This is a genomic window from uncultured Aquimarina sp., from assembly GCF_947500065.1.
In the GTDB taxonomy this organism is placed as follows: Bacteria; Bacteroidota; Bacteroidia; order Flavobacteriales; family Flavobacteriaceae; genus Aquimarina.
Genome location: NZ_CANMQT010000005.1, coordinates 172,479 through 190,350 on the forward strand (window position 1 = coordinate 172,479; position 17,872 = coordinate 190,350).

The following is a 17,872-nucleotide window of genomic DNA, read 5'->3' on the forward strand; positions in this document are numbered from 1 at the left end:
GTTAATATGGGTGAGGCATATCAAATAAACTCAACAATACCTTTATATTTAGTCCTTTAGGAAACTTTAGTCTTACTATAGATCACTAATAACCAGAGCTATTTTATGACAAACTAAGTTCGTAAAACTATTACATGATGAATGACAAAACACAGAATAGCATCCATTTCTTTAGGCAATTTGCCTTTATTTTTGTGGTGTGCACTATGGTCATTCAGCCAGTCACACAAGCCTTTGATTTCTTATTTCTGGAAGATTATGAATTAGTCAACTATGATTGGGACAAAAATGCTGAAGAGGAAAAAAAGGAAAAGCAGGAAAAAGATAAAAAAATAGAAATACGACTTACTAGTGATTATTTTCACCAATCTACTTATAACAAAAAATCACTATATTCTTGGTCGCAAACTTCTTTATGGGATGTACATCTAGAAATCCCAATACCTCCTCCAGAACAAGTATAATCTTTTACAATTATTACTATTTGTTGTAAGTATATCGAAAATATACTTATAGAGCGTATATATTCTTTTTCAGAAGAATCGTTCTGCAAATAATCTAATCATTATCAATAATAAAATACGTAGCAACCTGTTGTAGATACTAAGTGCTATACAATTACACTACTTATTAGAGAGTGTGCGTTTGTGCTTTTTTAAAACATCAAAAGGAAATAGTACACTAATTTTCTCTTTTAGTTTTCGATATGCAATAGATGCTAATGTGCTATTACTGTTCTAAAAAAATAAAAAACTATCAACCATGAAAAATCAAAATTTAAAAAGTAAATATCAATTATTAGTCCTTATAGATTTAACTCAAAAAACGTATCCTGCATTAAGAAAAGCAGTCAATCTAGCGAAAAAAATAAATGGAGCTATTGATATATTTTATGTAAATCCACCATCAGAGGTTGTAAAGCATGAAAATCAAATTTCTGCTATGCGTTCTATACACGATAAACAACTTGTGACCGAAAAAAAGCTAAAGAACCTAGCTCATCTTATTTCAGAAGAAGAAAACATTGCTGTTACCTATGATTTTACTTTTGGTAATATAAAAAACGAAATCCAGCATCATATAGAGAAAACCAACCCGGATATTGTTGTTATAGGAAAGAGAAAGAAAAAGTTAGTTAACTTCTTAGAAGAGGGAGTAACAAAATTTTTATTAAAAAAACATTCAGGAACTATCTTGATTGTAGGAGAAGGCGAAAAAATCCAATCAAACAATGAGATCTCCCTAGGCTTTTATAGTAATGCTATAGACGATCATACCGTAAAAATTGTGAAAGATCTTAATTCCCAGTCTGAAAACCCGGTAAAATTCTTTAGTGTTCGTAAAAAATCTGCTGCCGAGAAAACTAAATTAGCGATTGACAATATAAAAACCGCTTGTAATTTTCTGAATGCAGTAGAATATGAATTTGAAGAAAGCCCTTATTCTATTGATGGTCTTTCAAACTATGTGTATAAAAATGATGTAGAGCTATTATGTATGGGACGTTTTAATGATAACAGAGGATGGTTAAACAAACTCGTTAATAGAAAATCAAAAATGGATACTATCATTGATAAACTAAATGTTTCTTTACTCGTTACTGGAGGTAACTAATACGAGATATACCCTATCCATATATTCGAACTAAATGTCTAAAGTCTATATCTATTTTATGTATAGGCTTTAGATCATTAATATAATAAGCCTAATAAAGTTGATTGAGGTGTAACCTTAGTAATTTTTACACAAGAATGTCATTCAAGATCTTTCACCTATCATACGTAAAGAAAACGATATTATAGATCAAAAAAGTTATACTACTTAAAAGGTTTGAAGAAATTTAAAAACAATAATACTTTCTAAACATGGTATTGGCAGTTTAAAAAATATTCTTTAATCGATAATCATCATAGTCTATCACAGAAATAACAAAAAATTACTCGAAGGATATTTTATAGGGTTGAAATATTCTTTTCTTATGGCACATAACAACAATGTGCAAAATGACCTAAGTATATTTATCGAAAATGGGGATATTGATATAATTTCTTTTATCCATAAAAAGCACAATTTTTTTGAAATTATTTTATCAAGACCTATGGTAAAAAAACTAGGATGTCATTCCAAAACTCCCGTGTTAACTTTACACGATTTTAGAAATCATCAATTTTAAAGATTTGTAAGCAACCTCTAAATAGTAAACATGTGCTTTTTTCTGAAAGCCATTATAATAAAAACCTATCAATTGTAAATAACTAAACTTGTAGGAGCCTGCTAGGAATAACAGTCGCTATACGGTCAAATAGTCCTACTACTATAATTAGAATATAATCATTTATAAAAGATCATAGAAGAAGAAGTATAAACAAATCAGAAACCTAAACCTTTATCTCTTTTATTTATGGAATTCAGATGATAAATAATCATCACATACCAACCCAGATATCGTTAATGAAAGTGAATTTGTAAAAGTTTTTACTTAAAACATGTCACGTTTTACAATTTCACTCCTTATAGAGATAAGTAATACAGAAATCAAACTGTTTTCTTCATTACTTAGTCTTATATCTAAATATTATATGAAGGCTAAATCAAAATAAGAATGGAATATAAAAATTTTGGACTGAGCGAAGTGTCTTTTAAAAAAATTATTATTGATCTAAGAAAAAATGACACTTATTTTTTTGAACAAGTATTTCTAAAGCAATTCGAAGAAACTATGAAATACCTGCGTAGAGAATACAAAGCAACTCATGACGATGCTTATGATGCCACCATGGATGCACTTATTGAATTTAGAGCTCGATTTGTAGAAGGAAAACTACAGTATGGAAACCTACGTTTTCTATTTACAAAAATGGCATCTCAGATGTTACTAAGAAATCAGAGAAAAAATAGAACCAATGTAGATGATATACTGTCCTTATCTCAAGAAGAAGATACAGAACCCACAGAGTCCGAAGAGTTAAACCAACTTAATAATGCCTGGCTACTATTAGGAGACTCTTGTAAACAATTACTGACTTGGCATTTTTATGGAAAAATGAAACTATCAGAAATAGCTCAAGAAATCCAAAAGAGTCCAGCGACGATTAGGAAACAAAAAGAACGCTGTGTACAAAAACTTAAAGATCAATTTAATCTAAAAACAATTTTAAATATATAAAATGAACTACAACAATGGACCAAGATGAACCTATAGCACTAACTAATACCTCTTAGTTATGGTATAGACTGATCCCACAATCAATAAACAAGAAACAAATGAAAGATAAACTAAACAAATTTTTGGATCCTGATATCTCTAAAGAAGAACAAGATGAGATTTTTGGAGAGATTCTAAAAAAGAAATTAGACGAAGATCTAAAGGCTAAGTGGCAAATAAAGCTATTACAGGAATATGGTATTACAAGAAATAAAACCAATGATAAAAAGAAGTTTTCTTCTTCTAAATACCTCAAAATATTCTTAGCAGCCGCTGCGTGTATTAGCTTAATCATAGTAACACAACTATTTAACACTGCTTCCTCTGATCCACAGACAATGGCCCAGCAATATCTATATGAGCATGAAATATTACATCCAGGTGCATCTAAAGGTTTTTCTGATGAAAATCAGACCAGAACATTAGCTATTCTGACATTTAATAACAAGAATTATCTACAATCAGTACGCTATTTTCAGAACCTAGAAACCCATACAGAAGAAGATGTCTATTATCACGGCCTAGCACTTCTATTAAACAACCAGTATCCTGAAGCCATTGACAAATTTAAAGCAGTTAGTATAAATACAGATAGATATCAACAAGAATTAAACTGGTATCAATCTATTGCATATCTACTAGATGGACAAAGTAATAATGCGAAAATTCAATTGAAACAAATAAGCAATACCGACTGGAACTACAAAAATGCACAACGATTATTAAAAGAACTGAATGAAAAATAGTTACTAACTATAGAAGCACTACTACTTATAAATATAGAAAACCAATAAAATCAATCATATGAAAACCTTGAGGTATATTTTAACTTTACTTTTTTTCTTATTATTTCTTCAACCCATTCTTAGTCAACAAAAAACTGTTCATCATAAAAACCAAACCACAACTGCTGAGGAATCCAGTGATGATGATGATGATGATGATGATGATAATGATGATGATGATGACGAAGATGAAGATGAAGATGAAGATGAAATTATCAAACATCCCTCTTTATATTTTGTAAAACTTTCTCCTTCTATCACCCAGGAAGCTGTGGATAAATTACTTAGTGACCTCAACTCAGATGAGATTTGGTATCGATCAGAAATTAATTTACGTTTGTGGAATACAAGAGTATTCCCGTACATTGACGCTATGGGACAATCGGTTACAAATATCAATACCCAGGTAACTACAGCAGAAGAAAAAACAGATGTTGATGGAGTTGATTTTAACATAGGTCATATCGCACCAAGAACTCCTGTAGATATTCAAGGATTTTGTTTTGAAAATATTGTTCCTCAATATGGTGTAGGGAACAATCCTATAAAAATATCGATTTTTGATACAGGTATTACTCAAAATTCCGGAACCTTTCCAGGGTATTCATTCTCTCTACCAGAATATACAGGATATGATTATGTCGATGATGATGAAGTACCGGAAGATCTTAATGGTCATGGTACTCATATTGCCGGAGTAATTCATCACTTATTGAGTTATGGGGGAGCTCCTACTTCTGTTACTTTTGATATCAGAAAAACACATGATGTATTAGGCCGTGGATTTGTATCTCATCTTATTCCTGCCATATTAGATGCCGTTAACGAGGGTGCAAACATCCTGAACTTTAGCTTTAGCTATAAAAACAAAAATGTAAATACAACAGGGAAACCTTTAAGACTAGCTGTAGATTATGCAGAACAGATGGGAGCTATGGTAATAGCCGCCGCAGGTAATACAAACGAAAACAATGATACTGATAACATCATATCATTTCCTGCCTCGTACCCTAATACCAATATTTTATCAGTAGCATCTACTGATTGTGATAACAAGTTAAGTCCCTTTAGTAGTTATGGTCAACAAACAGTCGATGTAGCATTATTAGGCGAAAACATTCCTGGTCCCGGCTTAACGGGAACCATAGGCTATGAATCAGGTACATCCTTTACTTCTGCAAATGTTACTGCACTAGCTGCTATTCTTGGTACGCATCAAGCTACTTTTGATTATCAGCAGATTCGTTGTGTGTTAATAAACACATCCACAACTTCATCAGATTTGTTTGAAAAAGTAGTTGCGAATGGAGCGATTAATTTTTCTACTGCATTTAATCAAATGAATAATGCCTGCAATACTCCGATTCAAAAATCCAGTGCAGCTGTAACTCCGAAATCTCCATCTATATTTTTCCCAAACCCCTTTAACGAAATGCTTCAATTAAAGTTTAACAAACCTATTAATCAACAGATTACCATTTCGATCTATAATCAAAGTGGTGTTTTAATCTTGCAGAATCAGTTTTATAGCACTAATGATCAGCATATAATTGATATAAAAGAAAGTAATCAATTGAATCCAGGAATTTACTATGCTAAAGTAGACACTCCAAATAATTCACACACACAGATTATAATAAAAAAATAGTACTGAAATACAAAATAACAAGATTTAACCCAGAAGAGGGATATACGATGTAAGCCGTATATCCCTCTTGTAAGTTTTAGATATTTAAAACTTCACATATAATTGTTTTACTTTTAACATTTCATTACATTAGTAATCATAAATTTACCGTTATAATTTTCGTGTTTATTTAATGATTATTTTATGGTTTTGAACCCCATCGTTGTCATTACCACCTGCTTATTATTTATTTCGGCATCTTGGGCTGGAGTAACTAATGACTATGATTTTTTTGAAGAACACTATCAAAAAATCAATCAGAATATAAAACAAGGTTTTTATGAAAGTAATCTACAATTAATTAAACAACTCGAAAAACAAACACTTTTTCAAGAACTTGATTGCTATCATCAAGGGAAAATCTGGCATAAGATCGGAGTATCTTATTATAAACTGAACCGAGAATCCGAAGCTATTGCTTGTTATAAGGACAAAGTATTGCTTCTTTGGGAAAATTGTCCCAAAGTACCCCCTTCTGAAAAAGCAAATACGATTTATAATATTGGTGTATCTTATCAATATCTCAATGATATAAAACCAGCTAAAATTTATCTAGACAAAGCTTTATACATTTTTGAGAATGATTCTTTATATCCTACCCATAAATTAGCTCAAAAGTATCATGGTATCGGTAAATTTTATAAAACTCTTAATGACCCATTCCGTGCTGAATTATACTTCTTAAACGCTATAAATCTATACCGGAAACAAAAGAATTCTAAAGAAAAAGAATTTAAAGTTCTTAATGATTTAATTGGAATAAGTATGGAATTTAAAGATTATACAAAAGCCAAGAAATATATTAATGATGCTTTATTAATTCATCGCGATTTTCCTGAAGTAATTCCACAACGTAATTTGGCAATGGTATATCTAAATGCGGGAACCACTTATTTAGGACTTAAAAAATATTCAACTGCACAACAGATGGCTCAAGAGTCATTGAATTTATTAAACAAAGTCAATGAATCATTCTACTATTCTATTGCTTTGGAATTGCTTGCGATCATTAATGTAGATCAAGAGAATTTTGAGGTAGCAGAAAAATATATGAATCAAGTGATCCATATACGTAAACAATTAGATAGAAACCAAAAACAACAGGATGCTATAGCAAGAGGATACGAGAATCTGTGTGATATTTTTATCAGAAAAAAGGATATTTCTAATGCAAATCAGTCTTTAAACAAAGCATTCGATATTCTTTTACCAAAAGGTAGTTTTGATGTCAACCACCTACCGATTATACGAAAGTCAAAAATATTCGATGACAGACATTTAATACGATTAATAGAATTAAAAGTAAAAATACTTAAGGAAAAATACCGGGATTCAAATGATATTCTATTTCTTAAAGATGCACTTAGCACACAGCATAAAATCGATTCTGTAATTAATAGAAGCCTAGTTTCTTTTCAGTTTGAACAATCTAAATTGGATTTTCTAAACCTAAAATTCGAACACTATGGCAAAGCTGTTGAAGATGCTTTGAAGTTATACGAGATTACTAACGACTCCTATTATCTGGAAGAAGCCTATTATTTTTCTTCAAAAACCAAAGCTATCATACTTCAATATGAATTGAATCAGGTAAATGCTTTTAAATTCAATGTATCCGAAGAAGTTCTAAGTCAGGAAAAAGCCCTTCGTGAGGAGATGCATGCGCAACAAGCATTACTTACTGAAGCTACACACAACCAGGATTCCTTACTTAATACCTATACTAAAGCTCAATATGCATTGGATAGTTACCTCAAAGAAATAGAACAAAAAGAGCCTGATTATTTTAGAGAAAAATATGCATTTATTATTCCTCCTAAACTAAAAGAAGCAAGGAAAGGTTTGCCAAAAGATATGGCAGTGATAGAATATTTTATTTCTGAGGATACGATATATAGCTTTTGGCTTACTAATGATGATTTTTTTTCTATTAGTACACCTTATGACTCTGTCATCAAAAAAGCTTTGGATGATTTTATAGGGCAATGCCATGATCCCAAATTAGAAGTGTCTCAAAAACTTTCCAATCTCATATTTGAAAGATGCATTCAAAAAGGTTTAAAAAAAATAGCTAAGAATATAAAACGTATTTGCATCATTCCTGATGGACAATTGCATAAGCTTTCTTTTGAAGCCTTGATTAATCCAGATACGAATACTCAAAAATATTTAATTCAGGACTATAGTATCTCTTACTCCTACTCCATAGCATTATTATTTCGTGAACAGCACGGTAAACATTCATATAATTATATAGGTTTTGGGACTAAGTATAGTCCTAACCTTAATAAAAAACTAAAGACACGGAAACGTTTTTTCGGAAACGAAAATCTAATGCAACTCGCATTATCACAAGAAGAGATAAAACAAGGTGGTGCTATTTTTGATGGAAAAACATTTATAGATAATGACGCTTCTCTAGAAAATTTTCTAAAGTATAGTGCTGATGCTGATATTATCCATCTTTCTTTGCACGGTCTATTAGATGCAGATGATCCAGGCAGGTCTTGTATCATTTTTGATGATCATCAGGAGAAGTTTATACTTTCTTCTCAGGATCTATACGGAAATCGATTAAAAGCAAACCTAGTACTATTAAGTTCATGTCATTCTGCTAGTGGTAAAATATATAATGGAGAAGGCGTTCAGGGAATGAGCAAATCATTTCTGCTAGGCGGAGCACATAATATTCTATCCAGTCTATGGAATGCCTCTGAAGCCAGTTCTATGTCAATTACCACTTCATTCTTAGAAAGCATACATGAAGGACAACCTACCGACTTGGCTTTACATAGATCCAAATTAGATTATCTTTCTAAAACAGAACCAAATAAAAGACATCCATACTACTGGGCTAATTTTATATTGTTGGGTGAGATCGATCAACATAAAGAGCCTACAAACCTTTCAGTTTGGATCGTACTAATAGGAGTATTAGTAGTATTCTTTTTTCTACTTCGCTATTCTAAATCAATTCATAAAGAATAAAATTACTCAGACATACATAAATTTCCCATTATATTTCCCTAGTGCTTATCCCCTTTTAATTTTTATCTAAAAAAAGTTAAAAAAGCTTGTCACACTTTTTCCTTTTCCTTCTTATACAGGTAATAATACTAACAAAGTAAAAGTACTAACTCATAAGAATTTATAACAGTGACTAAACAACAAATAACAAATGTATTACTTCTATGTTTCTTTGCTAATATTGCAATAGCTCAAGAAGATCTTAAATTATGGACAGGTTATAGCGCGCGAACCAAACTTACCAAAAAATGGAGATTAACTGCAGGCCAGTTATTATTGTTCAGTCAGGAACCTTTTGAATTATCCTCGATGCAAAATAGTGCGAATGTTACGTATAGAATGAACAAGAGGATAAGTTTTGGCACAGGATACCTTAGATCGTCAGATCCTTCAGATCCGGATCAAGAAGCAAGAAACCGAATCACCGGTCGTTTCAGATTAAATACAAGATTAGGCAAGATACGTTTTGCAAATAATCTCAGAGCAGAATGGCATTTTCCTGAACGAAGCAAATTTGAATATCGTATTCGTTATGGACTTCGAATTCACGCAGGTAACTGGGGATTATTACCACTTAAAACCACTCCTTTTATAACCAATGAAGTCCATTATTACCTTTCTGGAAGACCACTACAATATCGAGATGAATTAGGAGATAAAGTAGTTAAACAATCTCCTGATGGTCTGCACGCTCATAGAGTCACATTAGGAGTCCGTTTTAAACCTTTTAGGAGAGCAAATGCCAGCATAAGTTATATGAGGCAAACGGAGTTTAATATCGGTAGTAAGTATCGTGAAATAAATGTAGTAGATCCAAGAAACGGAAGAGTTCGTAGAGAGTTCAACAATTTTTCTGTCTTGATGTTCAGGTTTTCATATCAACTGGATTTAAGACAAAAATCATCTCGATCAAGATCTATTGGAAGTAACGCTTCTAAAAATACCTTGCCCTTAATACAGGTCACAGATGCTAAAACCTATTAAGCTGATCATGTAGTATAAACAATATCAAACTAGAATCAATATTTAATTTTTAACCAATATCTCATATTATGAAAACCATTAAGAAATCTAATATCTGTAAAAATGTAGTCAATTATAAAATTGATCAAACAATGATCCAAAGCCATCAACCCGCAGCCGGAGATGTAGCCATATTCGAGGTAATACATATTGGTTCTTTAAATGCCATTCAGGATTTCGAAGGCAGAAACAGCTATATATTCCCTGGAGATAAAATAATGTTGGCATTTGGTAATCGTTATGCCAGTAATCAATTTGAAGGATATGTACCAGAAAAATACCAGCAAGAGTATGATTTAATTGGTAAAGGTGGAGTAGCCGGTACAGTTGTATCTATGTTTTACAAACTAGAACTAAAAGGTCCTACTAAACTAAAATTAGTTGGATACGTAACTGAAAAACAAGGTGATGTTATTAATACCATGTATTATCATAGAAGACCCGTAAAATTCAATTCGAAAAAAATAAGAAACTTCAAAACCATTTTATCAATAGGTTCTAGTATGGATAGTGGTAAAACTACCACAGCCGCTTACTTATGCAGAGGCTTAAAAACATCTGGATATCAAGTAGCTTATATTAAACTTACGGGGACTGTTTTTAATAAAGACAGAATGCTGGCATATGATTGTGGAGCTGATGTAGTTAGCGATTTTTCTGAATTTGGATTTCCTTCTACCTACCTATGCACTACAGATACCATTATGGATTTATATGAAGGATTATTATCTGAAGTCGCAGCTGCCCAACCAGATTATGTCGTTATAGAAGTTGCAGATGGATTATACCAGCAAGAAACTCGAGCACTCTTAAACCATTCATTATTCACAGAGACTATTGATCACGTTATTTTATCTTGTTGTGATAGCCTTGCCGTAAACAGTGGTGTACAATTACTATCTCCAATTTTTGGTGATCGTCTGTTTGCATTAGCTGGTTTGTTTACAGGCAGTCCACTTCTAGTAGCCGAAGTCGAAAGTCAATCTTCAGTTCCAATACTTACATTGGACAAATTGCTAAAATCAGACCTTTTAATTGATCTACTTTCACAAAATGTGAATGTTGCAGTATAAAACAAACTCTTGGATACAATGTCCATTAAAAAACTATCATTATGCAATATTCACAGAATCAAGCCATATTGACAAGCGTATTGGTTATTCTATTGGTCTTATCTCCTGTAATAGAAAACTGGGCGAGTAAACCAAAAGATAACTTTCCATTATCCTACTATCCTATGTTTTCTAAGAAAAGACAAGTCACCTATGGTATGTACTATTTTGTTGGATATGATACCGCTCAAAACAGATACAAGATTTCATACAAACTTGCAGGTACCGGGGGTTTTAATCAAGTACGTAGGCAAATAAAAAAAGCTGCACGATCGGACAAGGCCGAAGCATATACTCAAGAAGTAGCTAAACGAATCGCCAACAAGAAAGAATATCCTTATTCTGAATTAGTCCGAATAGAATTGGTCAAAGGGTATTATCATTTAGAGAATTATTTTCTAAAACAAGATACACTTCCTGTTCATGAAAGAAAAGTAGCCTTTCATAAAATTAAAAAATGATGAATACTTATTTAAAAATGATACGAGATCACTGGTTTATGAAAGTGACTCCGCAGAGATTAGCCTTACTTCGTATTGCTACAGGTTTATTTAGCTTATGGTATTTGCTTTCGCGTTTTAGCATGCTCCAAAAGATGGTTAAAAATGTAGATGCTTATGACCCAATAGGACTACTGAGTTGGATGAATCAACCGTTACCTTCGACTGTATTTTGGTGGATAACTATTGGCGTTATTTTCTTAAATATAGCCTACATCATCGGTTGGAAGTTTAAATTTACCGGTCCTGCATTTGCGATCATCATATTATTGTACTTCACCTACCGTAATAGTTGGTCTATGGTCTATCATAACCGTAATGCTCTTATTTTGCATATGGTCATACTGGGATTAGTAGCCTCTGCTGATGCCTGGTCATGGGATGCTTTTAAAAAATCAAAAAAAGGTTATAAACTTCCTAAGGCGCACTGGCAATATGGTTGGCCAATACAACTAATTTGCGTAGTTACCGTAGGTTCTTACTTCTTATCCGGAATAGCTAAACTTGCCGGAGATCTGGCTTTAGAATGGGCTAATGGAAGTGCGATGCGATCTCAAGTTGCAGTAGATGCTATACGCAAAGAAGTACTAGGCTCTGAAGCTGCTCCCCTATTCGACTTTTTATTCGAGCATACCTGGCTATTTCTGGGAATGGGCATACTTACCTTTGTCCTGGAGTTGGGAGCACCACTAGCTCTTGTAAAAAGACGATGGGGCATGGCTTGGGCACTTATGACCTGGATGATGCATTGGGGTATCTTTTTTATTATGGGAATAAGTTTTAGATATCAAATGACCGGATTGATATTCTTATCATTCTTTGATGTTGAGAAATTATGGAACCCTTCGAAAAAAAAGCTAGCAGTCGCTTTTTCTACGAAAGACCCTACTAAAACAACTTCCAGATCTATAATTCTTTTTGATGGTGTATGTAATTTATGTAATGGTTGGATACAATTTATTCTAAAAAGAGAGAAAAACCAACATTATCATTTCGCCTCATTACAATCCGAAACTGCAGAGAGTTTATTAACTGATAGTCAAATATCTCAAGATCTTTCCTCTATTATACTTATAGAAGATGGAATTATCTATCAAAAGAGTGATGCTGTACTACGGATTTCTAGAAACCTCAAGTATCCCTGGTATTTAGGGCATTGGTGGTTGATAACCCCTAAGGTGTTCAGAGATCGTATATATGATTTTATAGCTGCTAACCGATATAATTGGTTTGGCAAGCAGGAACAATGCGGTCTCCTGAATGCCGACCAAAGAGTTCGTTTTTTGGACAGCGCTGATTCCAAAAATTATGAATAAGACTTATTACCCCTTCCTATTTATTCCTAAAGGTCTTCTCTTTCTTCAAGAGAAGGCCTAAGGATGTAATAAGTTTCATTTTGATAATTTATATAAATTTTACTAAAAGAACAGTATGTTACTTACTAAATGGAATATCATTAATCGTTTTGCCAATAAGCATATAGTATTACTGATTATAACTTTTTTTACGGGTCTTTGCTATAATGTACTCACCATTATGATCCCAATCAGTATTGGTAAGTTTTATGAACTAAGTTTTGGTTTTTCTTCTCATAGATTAGCTGCTTTTAAGTTTATTCCATTTATGAACGCTCCTGATTTTTCATCTTTTCTTATATTTTTCTTCTCATTAGTGCTACTGCGATTACTTTTTGAATACCTAAACCGCTATGGTATCTCACTCATAGGAGAAGGTTTTAGCAAGCAATTAAGAGAACAACTTTTTCAAAATCAGTTACAAGTTGCTATGGAAGTGTATGATAATAAAGGTATTGGAAAGTACTTACTGCGCTATAGTGGAGATCTTAAAAGTATCCAAAACTATATGAAAAATGGATTGATACGGTTTTTACAAGACGTGTTCTTGCTAAGTATTGTAATTCTTGTTATAGGATCTTTTGATGCTTATTTAGCATTGATAATTACGACGTGTATTTTTATTTCTTCTACAGTACTCTGGATAATTAATAAAGCTTTGTATAAAGTCTCTTTGGACAGAAGAAATAGTCGTTCTGGAATGCTAAGCTTTGTTAATACCCGTTTACGCGGAATCTTAACATTAAAAGCATTTAACAAATATCAACCAGAAGAAAAACGATATCTAAAACGATCAAAGATTCTTTATGACATAGGAAAACGTTATGCAAGAGTTGTTTCGCTATTGCAAGCTATTATTCCTGCTATTACATATGGCATGCTTGGAATCATTATGCTATATGTATTCATTTCATCAAAAAATCCAGATACGTCGTTGGGAGGATCTTCTTTACTGGTATTAATATTATTAATCATATCCATATTACCTGTATTAAGACGAAGCCTAAGAGTAAGTATTGTATGGAAATTAGGAAATATATCCTTCTCCAAACTCATTGCCATTTTTAGCTTACCAAAAGAAAATCAATTACCATTTGAGAATGTAATCTTTGATCAGGAAAAAATTATCTTTAGAGATGTTAACTTTAGCTACCCCAATACTTCTACACCAGTACTTAAAGATTTTGATCTAACCATTATTCCAAAAAGCACTATACTCCTACAAGGCAAGTCCGGAACAGGAAAATCCACTTTCATCAGATTATTATTAAAACTTAGGTCTCCGTGTAAAGGTAGTATTGCATTTGGAGACCTCTTTAGCAGTGGACTAACCGAAAAAGCAATTAGAAAGAATATTGCCATTGTATCCAAAGACTATCCCTTATATGGTAGAGATGTCTATGAAGCTATTGTATACAACCGAAAAGAAGGAACAAAAGAAAAAGCTAAACTCTTATTGGAACACCTGCAATTATATGAAGAAAGACAAAATCAATTACAGCTAGAAAGTAAAATCGGTGACTTAGGATGCAATTTAACCTCAGGACAACAAAAAATACTGATGTATTGCAGAGCATTATTAACTAAAAAACCTATTTTGATTCTGGAGGAACCCATAAAAGAACTTAACACAAAAACTCAGCAATTAATACTTCAATTTTTAAAAAGCATGAAAGATCAGAAAACCATTATTCTTTTGGACGATCATCTTGTGGAGGGTTTTGATATTGACGCAGTTCACTATTTGTAAGCTACAAAAATAGCCTGCCTGCCTATAGAGGATATCGAGATGCAATACAAAACGAAAAGTCGATAGATAATCGAGAAGAGATCTCAATAATTACTTTAATAAAACTTTTTATCTCTATCTTCTTATCGAGTGTTTTTTTCTATAGGTAAGATATATTGCCTAATTTGCTAAAAAAGGAACTCTCGATTCCGCATATCTACCTCAGGCAAGCTCAGATTGACCAACAAAACCTAAAAAAAAGTTTAGGACAAAACCCAAAGTTTATTAAAATCTTCAAATTTATAGTGGTATTGTCGTAACTTATTATCATTAAATGGATTTGTGATTAATATTCTTGAGTCGTGAGTAGAATTATCATCACCATATTATGCTTTACTTATATCACTGGTTTTGGTCAAACAGATTATACAACCAAAAGGAAACACATGGTAAAGACTCAATTAAAAACCAGAGATATAAGAGATCGTGCAACACTTAATGCGATGTTACAGGTTCCCAGACATCTTTTTGTCCCCAAAAGCAAGAGATCACAAGCATATAGAGATGGTCCTCTGTCTATTGGTAATGGTCAAACTATTTCCCAACCCTATATTGTAGCACTTATGACACAAGAGTTAAAAGTGAAAGCTACTGATAGGGTGCTGGAGATAGGTACAGGTTCAGGATATCAGGCAGCTGTACTCGCAAAAATTGTAGATTCGGTATATACTATTGAAATTGTTAAGAACCTGGCTTTGAAAGCAAAAGATCGATTGAAGGTGTTAGGATATACCAATGTTACTGTAAAATGGGGTGATGGTTATGACGGATGGCCTGTAAAAGCACCTTTTGATGCCATTACAGTAACCGCTGGAGCAGAATCCATTCCACAACCATTAATAGATCAGCTTAAAAATGGAGGACGAATGGTCATACCTGTAGGTCCCAATAATTCGGTTCGACAATTGGTTTTGGTCAAAAAAATGGATCATAAAATCATAACCAAAAATCTGATTCCGGTTCGTTTCGTGCCTTTTACAAGACAAAATTAGTAAGCAGGAACTTAGTAAAAGCTTATTGGTTATATGCTACTAATAAAATTAAAGATTTCTATTTTCATCAATGACCAAAGCTAATTCTATAGGTTTTTTTACAGCAACGACTATTGTTATTGCTAATATGATAGGTGCCGGTATCTTTACCAGTATTGGGTTTCAATTGGTAGATACAGTAAATACGTGGTCTATCATTATTTTATGGTCTCTAGGTGCACTAATGGCTTTATGTGGTGCTTTGAGTTATGCAGAACTTGGAACCTACTGGACACGTTCTGGCGGGGAATATCATTTTCTTTCCAGAGCATTTCATCCCTTATTAGGGTATTTATCAGGTTGGGTTTCCCTTACCATTGGATTTTCTGCACCTGTAGCACTCTCCGGAATGGCATTGGGAAAATACATTGCTCCCTATCTAGAGGTTCCTAGTATGTTTTTGGCCGTGAGTACTATTTTGGTCATCAGTTTTTTCCATTCGTTGAGTATCCAAAGAAGTAGTATACTACAAAATATGACGACGCTACTAAAGGTTTTCCTTATTTTGATATTGATCTATTTTGGGATCACTAAGACTCCTGTAGCATCGGCTTATCTTTGGGACTCTAGCTGGAAAGAGGAACTTATGTTACCGGCTTTTGCGGTTTCATTTGTATATGTTACATTTTCTTATTCTGGATGGAATGCCGCTGCCTATATTGTAGATGAAATCCGAGAGAGTCGCAAGAATTTACCAAAAGCACTCCTACTGGGTACAACCGTGGTAAGCATACTTTACTTGTTGTTAAACTTCGTATTCTTAAGACAAAACCCTCTAGAAGCTATTCAAGGACAATTGGAAATAGGGCAAATCACCGCAATTTCCATTTTCGGGGAAAAGGGCGGCGCATTACTCAGTTTTGGTATCGCACTCATGTTGCTATCATGCATAAGTGCTATGGTATGGGTAGGTCCACGCGTAACTCAAGTTTTGGCAGAGGACCATACCCTATGGAAATGGTTTTCTGTAAAGACAAAAAAACAGGTTCCCATTCGTGCGATCTGGCTTCAAACGGCTATTACGATTATGTTATTATTAACCGGGACTTTTGAGCAAGTATTGATCTATAGTGGATTTGTATTACAAATGTTTGCAGCATTAACTGTCGCTGGAGTATTTGTTGTCAGACGAAAGAATATAGCAAAAAAAGGATTTAGAAGTCCTTTTTTCCCAATTCCGCAAATAATCTTTCTAATACTTAGTTTCTGGGTGCTGGTGTATTTAGTAGTTGCTAAACCGTTAGAAACCGGTCTTGGACTTCTTAATCTGGTTTTAGGCTTTTTGGTCTATACATTTGATGGTTTTTATAGTAAAAGATTGCCCAAACGATAAAGATCTCAATAACTCCATCGTCACGTCGAATTATAAATTTTAGAGCACTTTCAAAAATATTATTTCACATCCGTTAATGCGTGCCATAAATTGTATCTAGAACGTCCTGTTGTGCCGACGTTTTACACTGTTCAATTTTGATTTTGAGTATTCTTTCATGCTTATATTTTTTTTGAGAAAACTATATTTTCATATGCTTTCCCATTGACTAAAAAATTTAATTCTCCAATGTTTTCAAATTCATTTCTTTCATAGAATCGAATGGCTCTTTTGTTTTTTATATACACAGAAAGCCACATCGTATCCAACAATAATTCTTTAGCTTTCTCTTCGACAAAATTTAGTAGTTTTTGCCCTATTCTCAACGGGATGAAATCATTTAAGATGAAGATCCTTTGCAATCGACAGCTGTTTTGTGAGGCAACACTTTCGTTTTTAGCGTTTACGACTATTTTGGCATAACCAACAGGCAAACCATCTGCATAAACAATATAGAATCGGTTCTTAGGGTCTTTTATTTTCTGTTTCATTTTAGAAACAGAAAAATTCTCATCTAGGTATTTTGATAGATCGTTTTTATCATCTATATAATGACCATGGGATTCAGCGAATGTTAGTCGTCCTAAAAGCGTTAGAACTTCTGTGTCTACTTCTTTTGCTATTTTTATTTTAATCATTGCTGTTCTTTTTAGTTCTCAACCTTTTTATGTGATACCCATGCAGAAATACTGCAATAGTGCATCCTACAATTATTGGAGTAGCGCTAATTAAAGCACCGTAAAGAATGTAACCTACATTAGCGATAAGTGATATTAACCTTAACTTATATTCGCCTTTAGTTGACATGGAATATAAATTGATGACCAAAGCAGCGTAACCAATACTATCTATTAAAATATCGTTCATGTTTTATCTTTTTTCTATTTGAATACTTAAAGTTGGAAACTATTCTGTTTAAAATCAACATAACAAATATAGAATGTAATATTCCACTTTTACTTTATAATCGAATTTATTATAGTATA

General features: G+C 32.9%; 15 protein-coding genes. 13 read left to right on the top strand and 2 right to left on the bottom strand.

From position 1 onward, the window contains the following. Positions 1–137 precede the first annotated feature (137 nt). From Q0975_RS16110 to Q0975_RS16170, 13 genes are all read left to right on the top strand, one after another. Positions 138–464 (top strand): hypothetical protein, encoded by a 327-nt coding sequence (locus Q0975_RS16110; RefSeq protein WP_299438501.1) that lies wholly within the window; start codon positions 138–140, stop codon positions 462–464. A 298-nt stretch (positions 465–762) separates the two neighbouring features. After that, positions 763–1,614: a universal stress protein gene (locus tag Q0975_RS16115; protein WP_299438503.1), complete on the top strand. Its 852-nt coding sequence runs from the start codon at positions 763–765 to the stop codon at positions 1,612–1,614. Positions 1,615–2,602: 988 nt separating this feature from the next. Beyond that, entirely contained in the window at positions 2,603–3,166 is a 564-nt protein-coding gene (locus Q0975_RS16120; protein WP_299438505.1) for a sigma-70 family RNA polymerase sigma factor, read from the top strand. A gap of 98 nt (positions 3,167–3,264) precedes the next feature. Continuing rightward, positions 3,265–3,951: a hypothetical protein gene (locus Q0975_RS16125; protein WP_299438507.1), complete on the top strand. Its 687-nt coding sequence runs from the start codon at positions 3,265–3,267 to the stop codon at positions 3,949–3,951. 58 nt (positions 3,952–4,009) lie between these two features. Further along, positions 4,010–5,638, top strand: a complete 1,629-nt coding sequence (locus Q0975_RS16130) for a S8 family serine peptidase (RefSeq protein WP_299438508.1) — start codon at positions 4,010–4,012, stop codon at positions 5,636–5,638. A 183-nt stretch (positions 5,639–5,821) separates the two neighbouring features. Further along, positions 5,822–8,665, top strand: coding sequence for a CHAT domain-containing tetratricopeptide repeat protein (locus Q0975_RS16135; RefSeq protein WP_299438510.1), 2,844 nt, complete (start codon positions 5,822–5,824; stop codon positions 8,663–8,665). Positions 8,666–8,833: 168 nt separating this feature from the next. Continuing rightward, positions 8,834–9,688 (top strand): DUF2490 domain-containing protein, encoded by an 855-nt coding sequence (locus tag Q0975_RS16140; protein ID WP_299438512.1) that lies wholly within the window; start codon positions 8,834–8,836, stop codon positions 9,686–9,688. Between the two features lie 68 nt (positions 9,689–9,756). Continuing rightward, complete coding sequence (locus tag Q0975_RS16145) at positions 9,757–10,800, top strand: hypothetical protein (RefSeq protein ID WP_299438514.1); 1,044 nt, start codon at positions 9,757–9,759, stop codon at positions 10,798–10,800. Between the two features lie 41 nt (positions 10,801–10,841). After that, positions 10,842–11,300 carry a hypothetical protein gene (locus Q0975_RS16150; protein WP_299438516.1) on the top strand — a complete coding sequence of 153 codons (459 nt, stop codon included), beginning with the start codon at positions 10,842–10,844 and terminating at the stop codon, positions 11,298–11,300. Next, positions 11,300–12,655 carry a DCC1-like thiol-disulfide oxidoreductase family protein gene (locus Q0975_RS16155; protein WP_299438518.1) on the top strand — a complete coding sequence of 452 codons (1,356 nt, stop codon included), beginning with the start codon at positions 11,300–11,302 and terminating at the stop codon, positions 12,653–12,655. Before Q0975_RS16150 ends, Q0975_RS16155 begins: the two co-directional genes overlap by 1 nt. Positions 12,656–12,770: 115 nt before the next feature. Then, positions 12,771–14,444 carry an ABC transporter ATP-binding protein gene (locus tag Q0975_RS16160; protein WP_299438519.1) on the top strand — a complete coding sequence of 558 codons (1,674 nt, stop codon included), beginning with the start codon at positions 12,771–12,773 and terminating at the stop codon, positions 14,442–14,444. Between the two features lie 341 nt (positions 14,445–14,785). Beyond that, the gene (locus Q0975_RS16165; protein ID WP_299438521.1) at positions 14,786–15,475 is read left to right on the top strand and encodes a protein-L-isoaspartate(D-aspartate) O-methyltransferase; all 690 of its coding nucleotides are present in this window, start codon (positions 14,786–14,788) and stop codon (positions 15,473–15,475) included. Positions 15,476–15,545: 70 nt separating this feature from the next. Beyond that, complete coding sequence (locus Q0975_RS16170) at positions 15,546–16,847, top strand: amino acid permease (RefSeq protein ID WP_299438523.1); 1,302 nt, start codon at positions 15,546–15,548, stop codon at positions 16,845–16,847. 161 nt (positions 16,848–17,008) lie between these two features. On the opposite strand, the gene Q0975_RS16175 is transcribed toward Q0975_RS16170, so the two are convergent. Together Q0975_RS16175 and Q0975_RS16180 are read right to left on the bottom strand one after the other, a co-directional pair. Then, positions 17,009–17,524: a GNAT family N-acetyltransferase gene (locus Q0975_RS16175; protein WP_299438525.1), complete on the bottom strand. Its 516-nt coding sequence runs from the start codon at positions 17,522–17,524 to the stop codon at positions 17,009–17,011. Continuing rightward, entirely contained in the window at positions 17,517–17,753 is a 237-nt protein-coding gene (locus Q0975_RS16180) for a hypothetical protein (RefSeq protein ID WP_299438526.1), read from the bottom strand. Before Q0975_RS16180 ends, Q0975_RS16175 begins: the two co-directional genes overlap by 8 nt. Between the last annotated feature and the right edge of the window lie 119 nt (positions 17,754–17,872).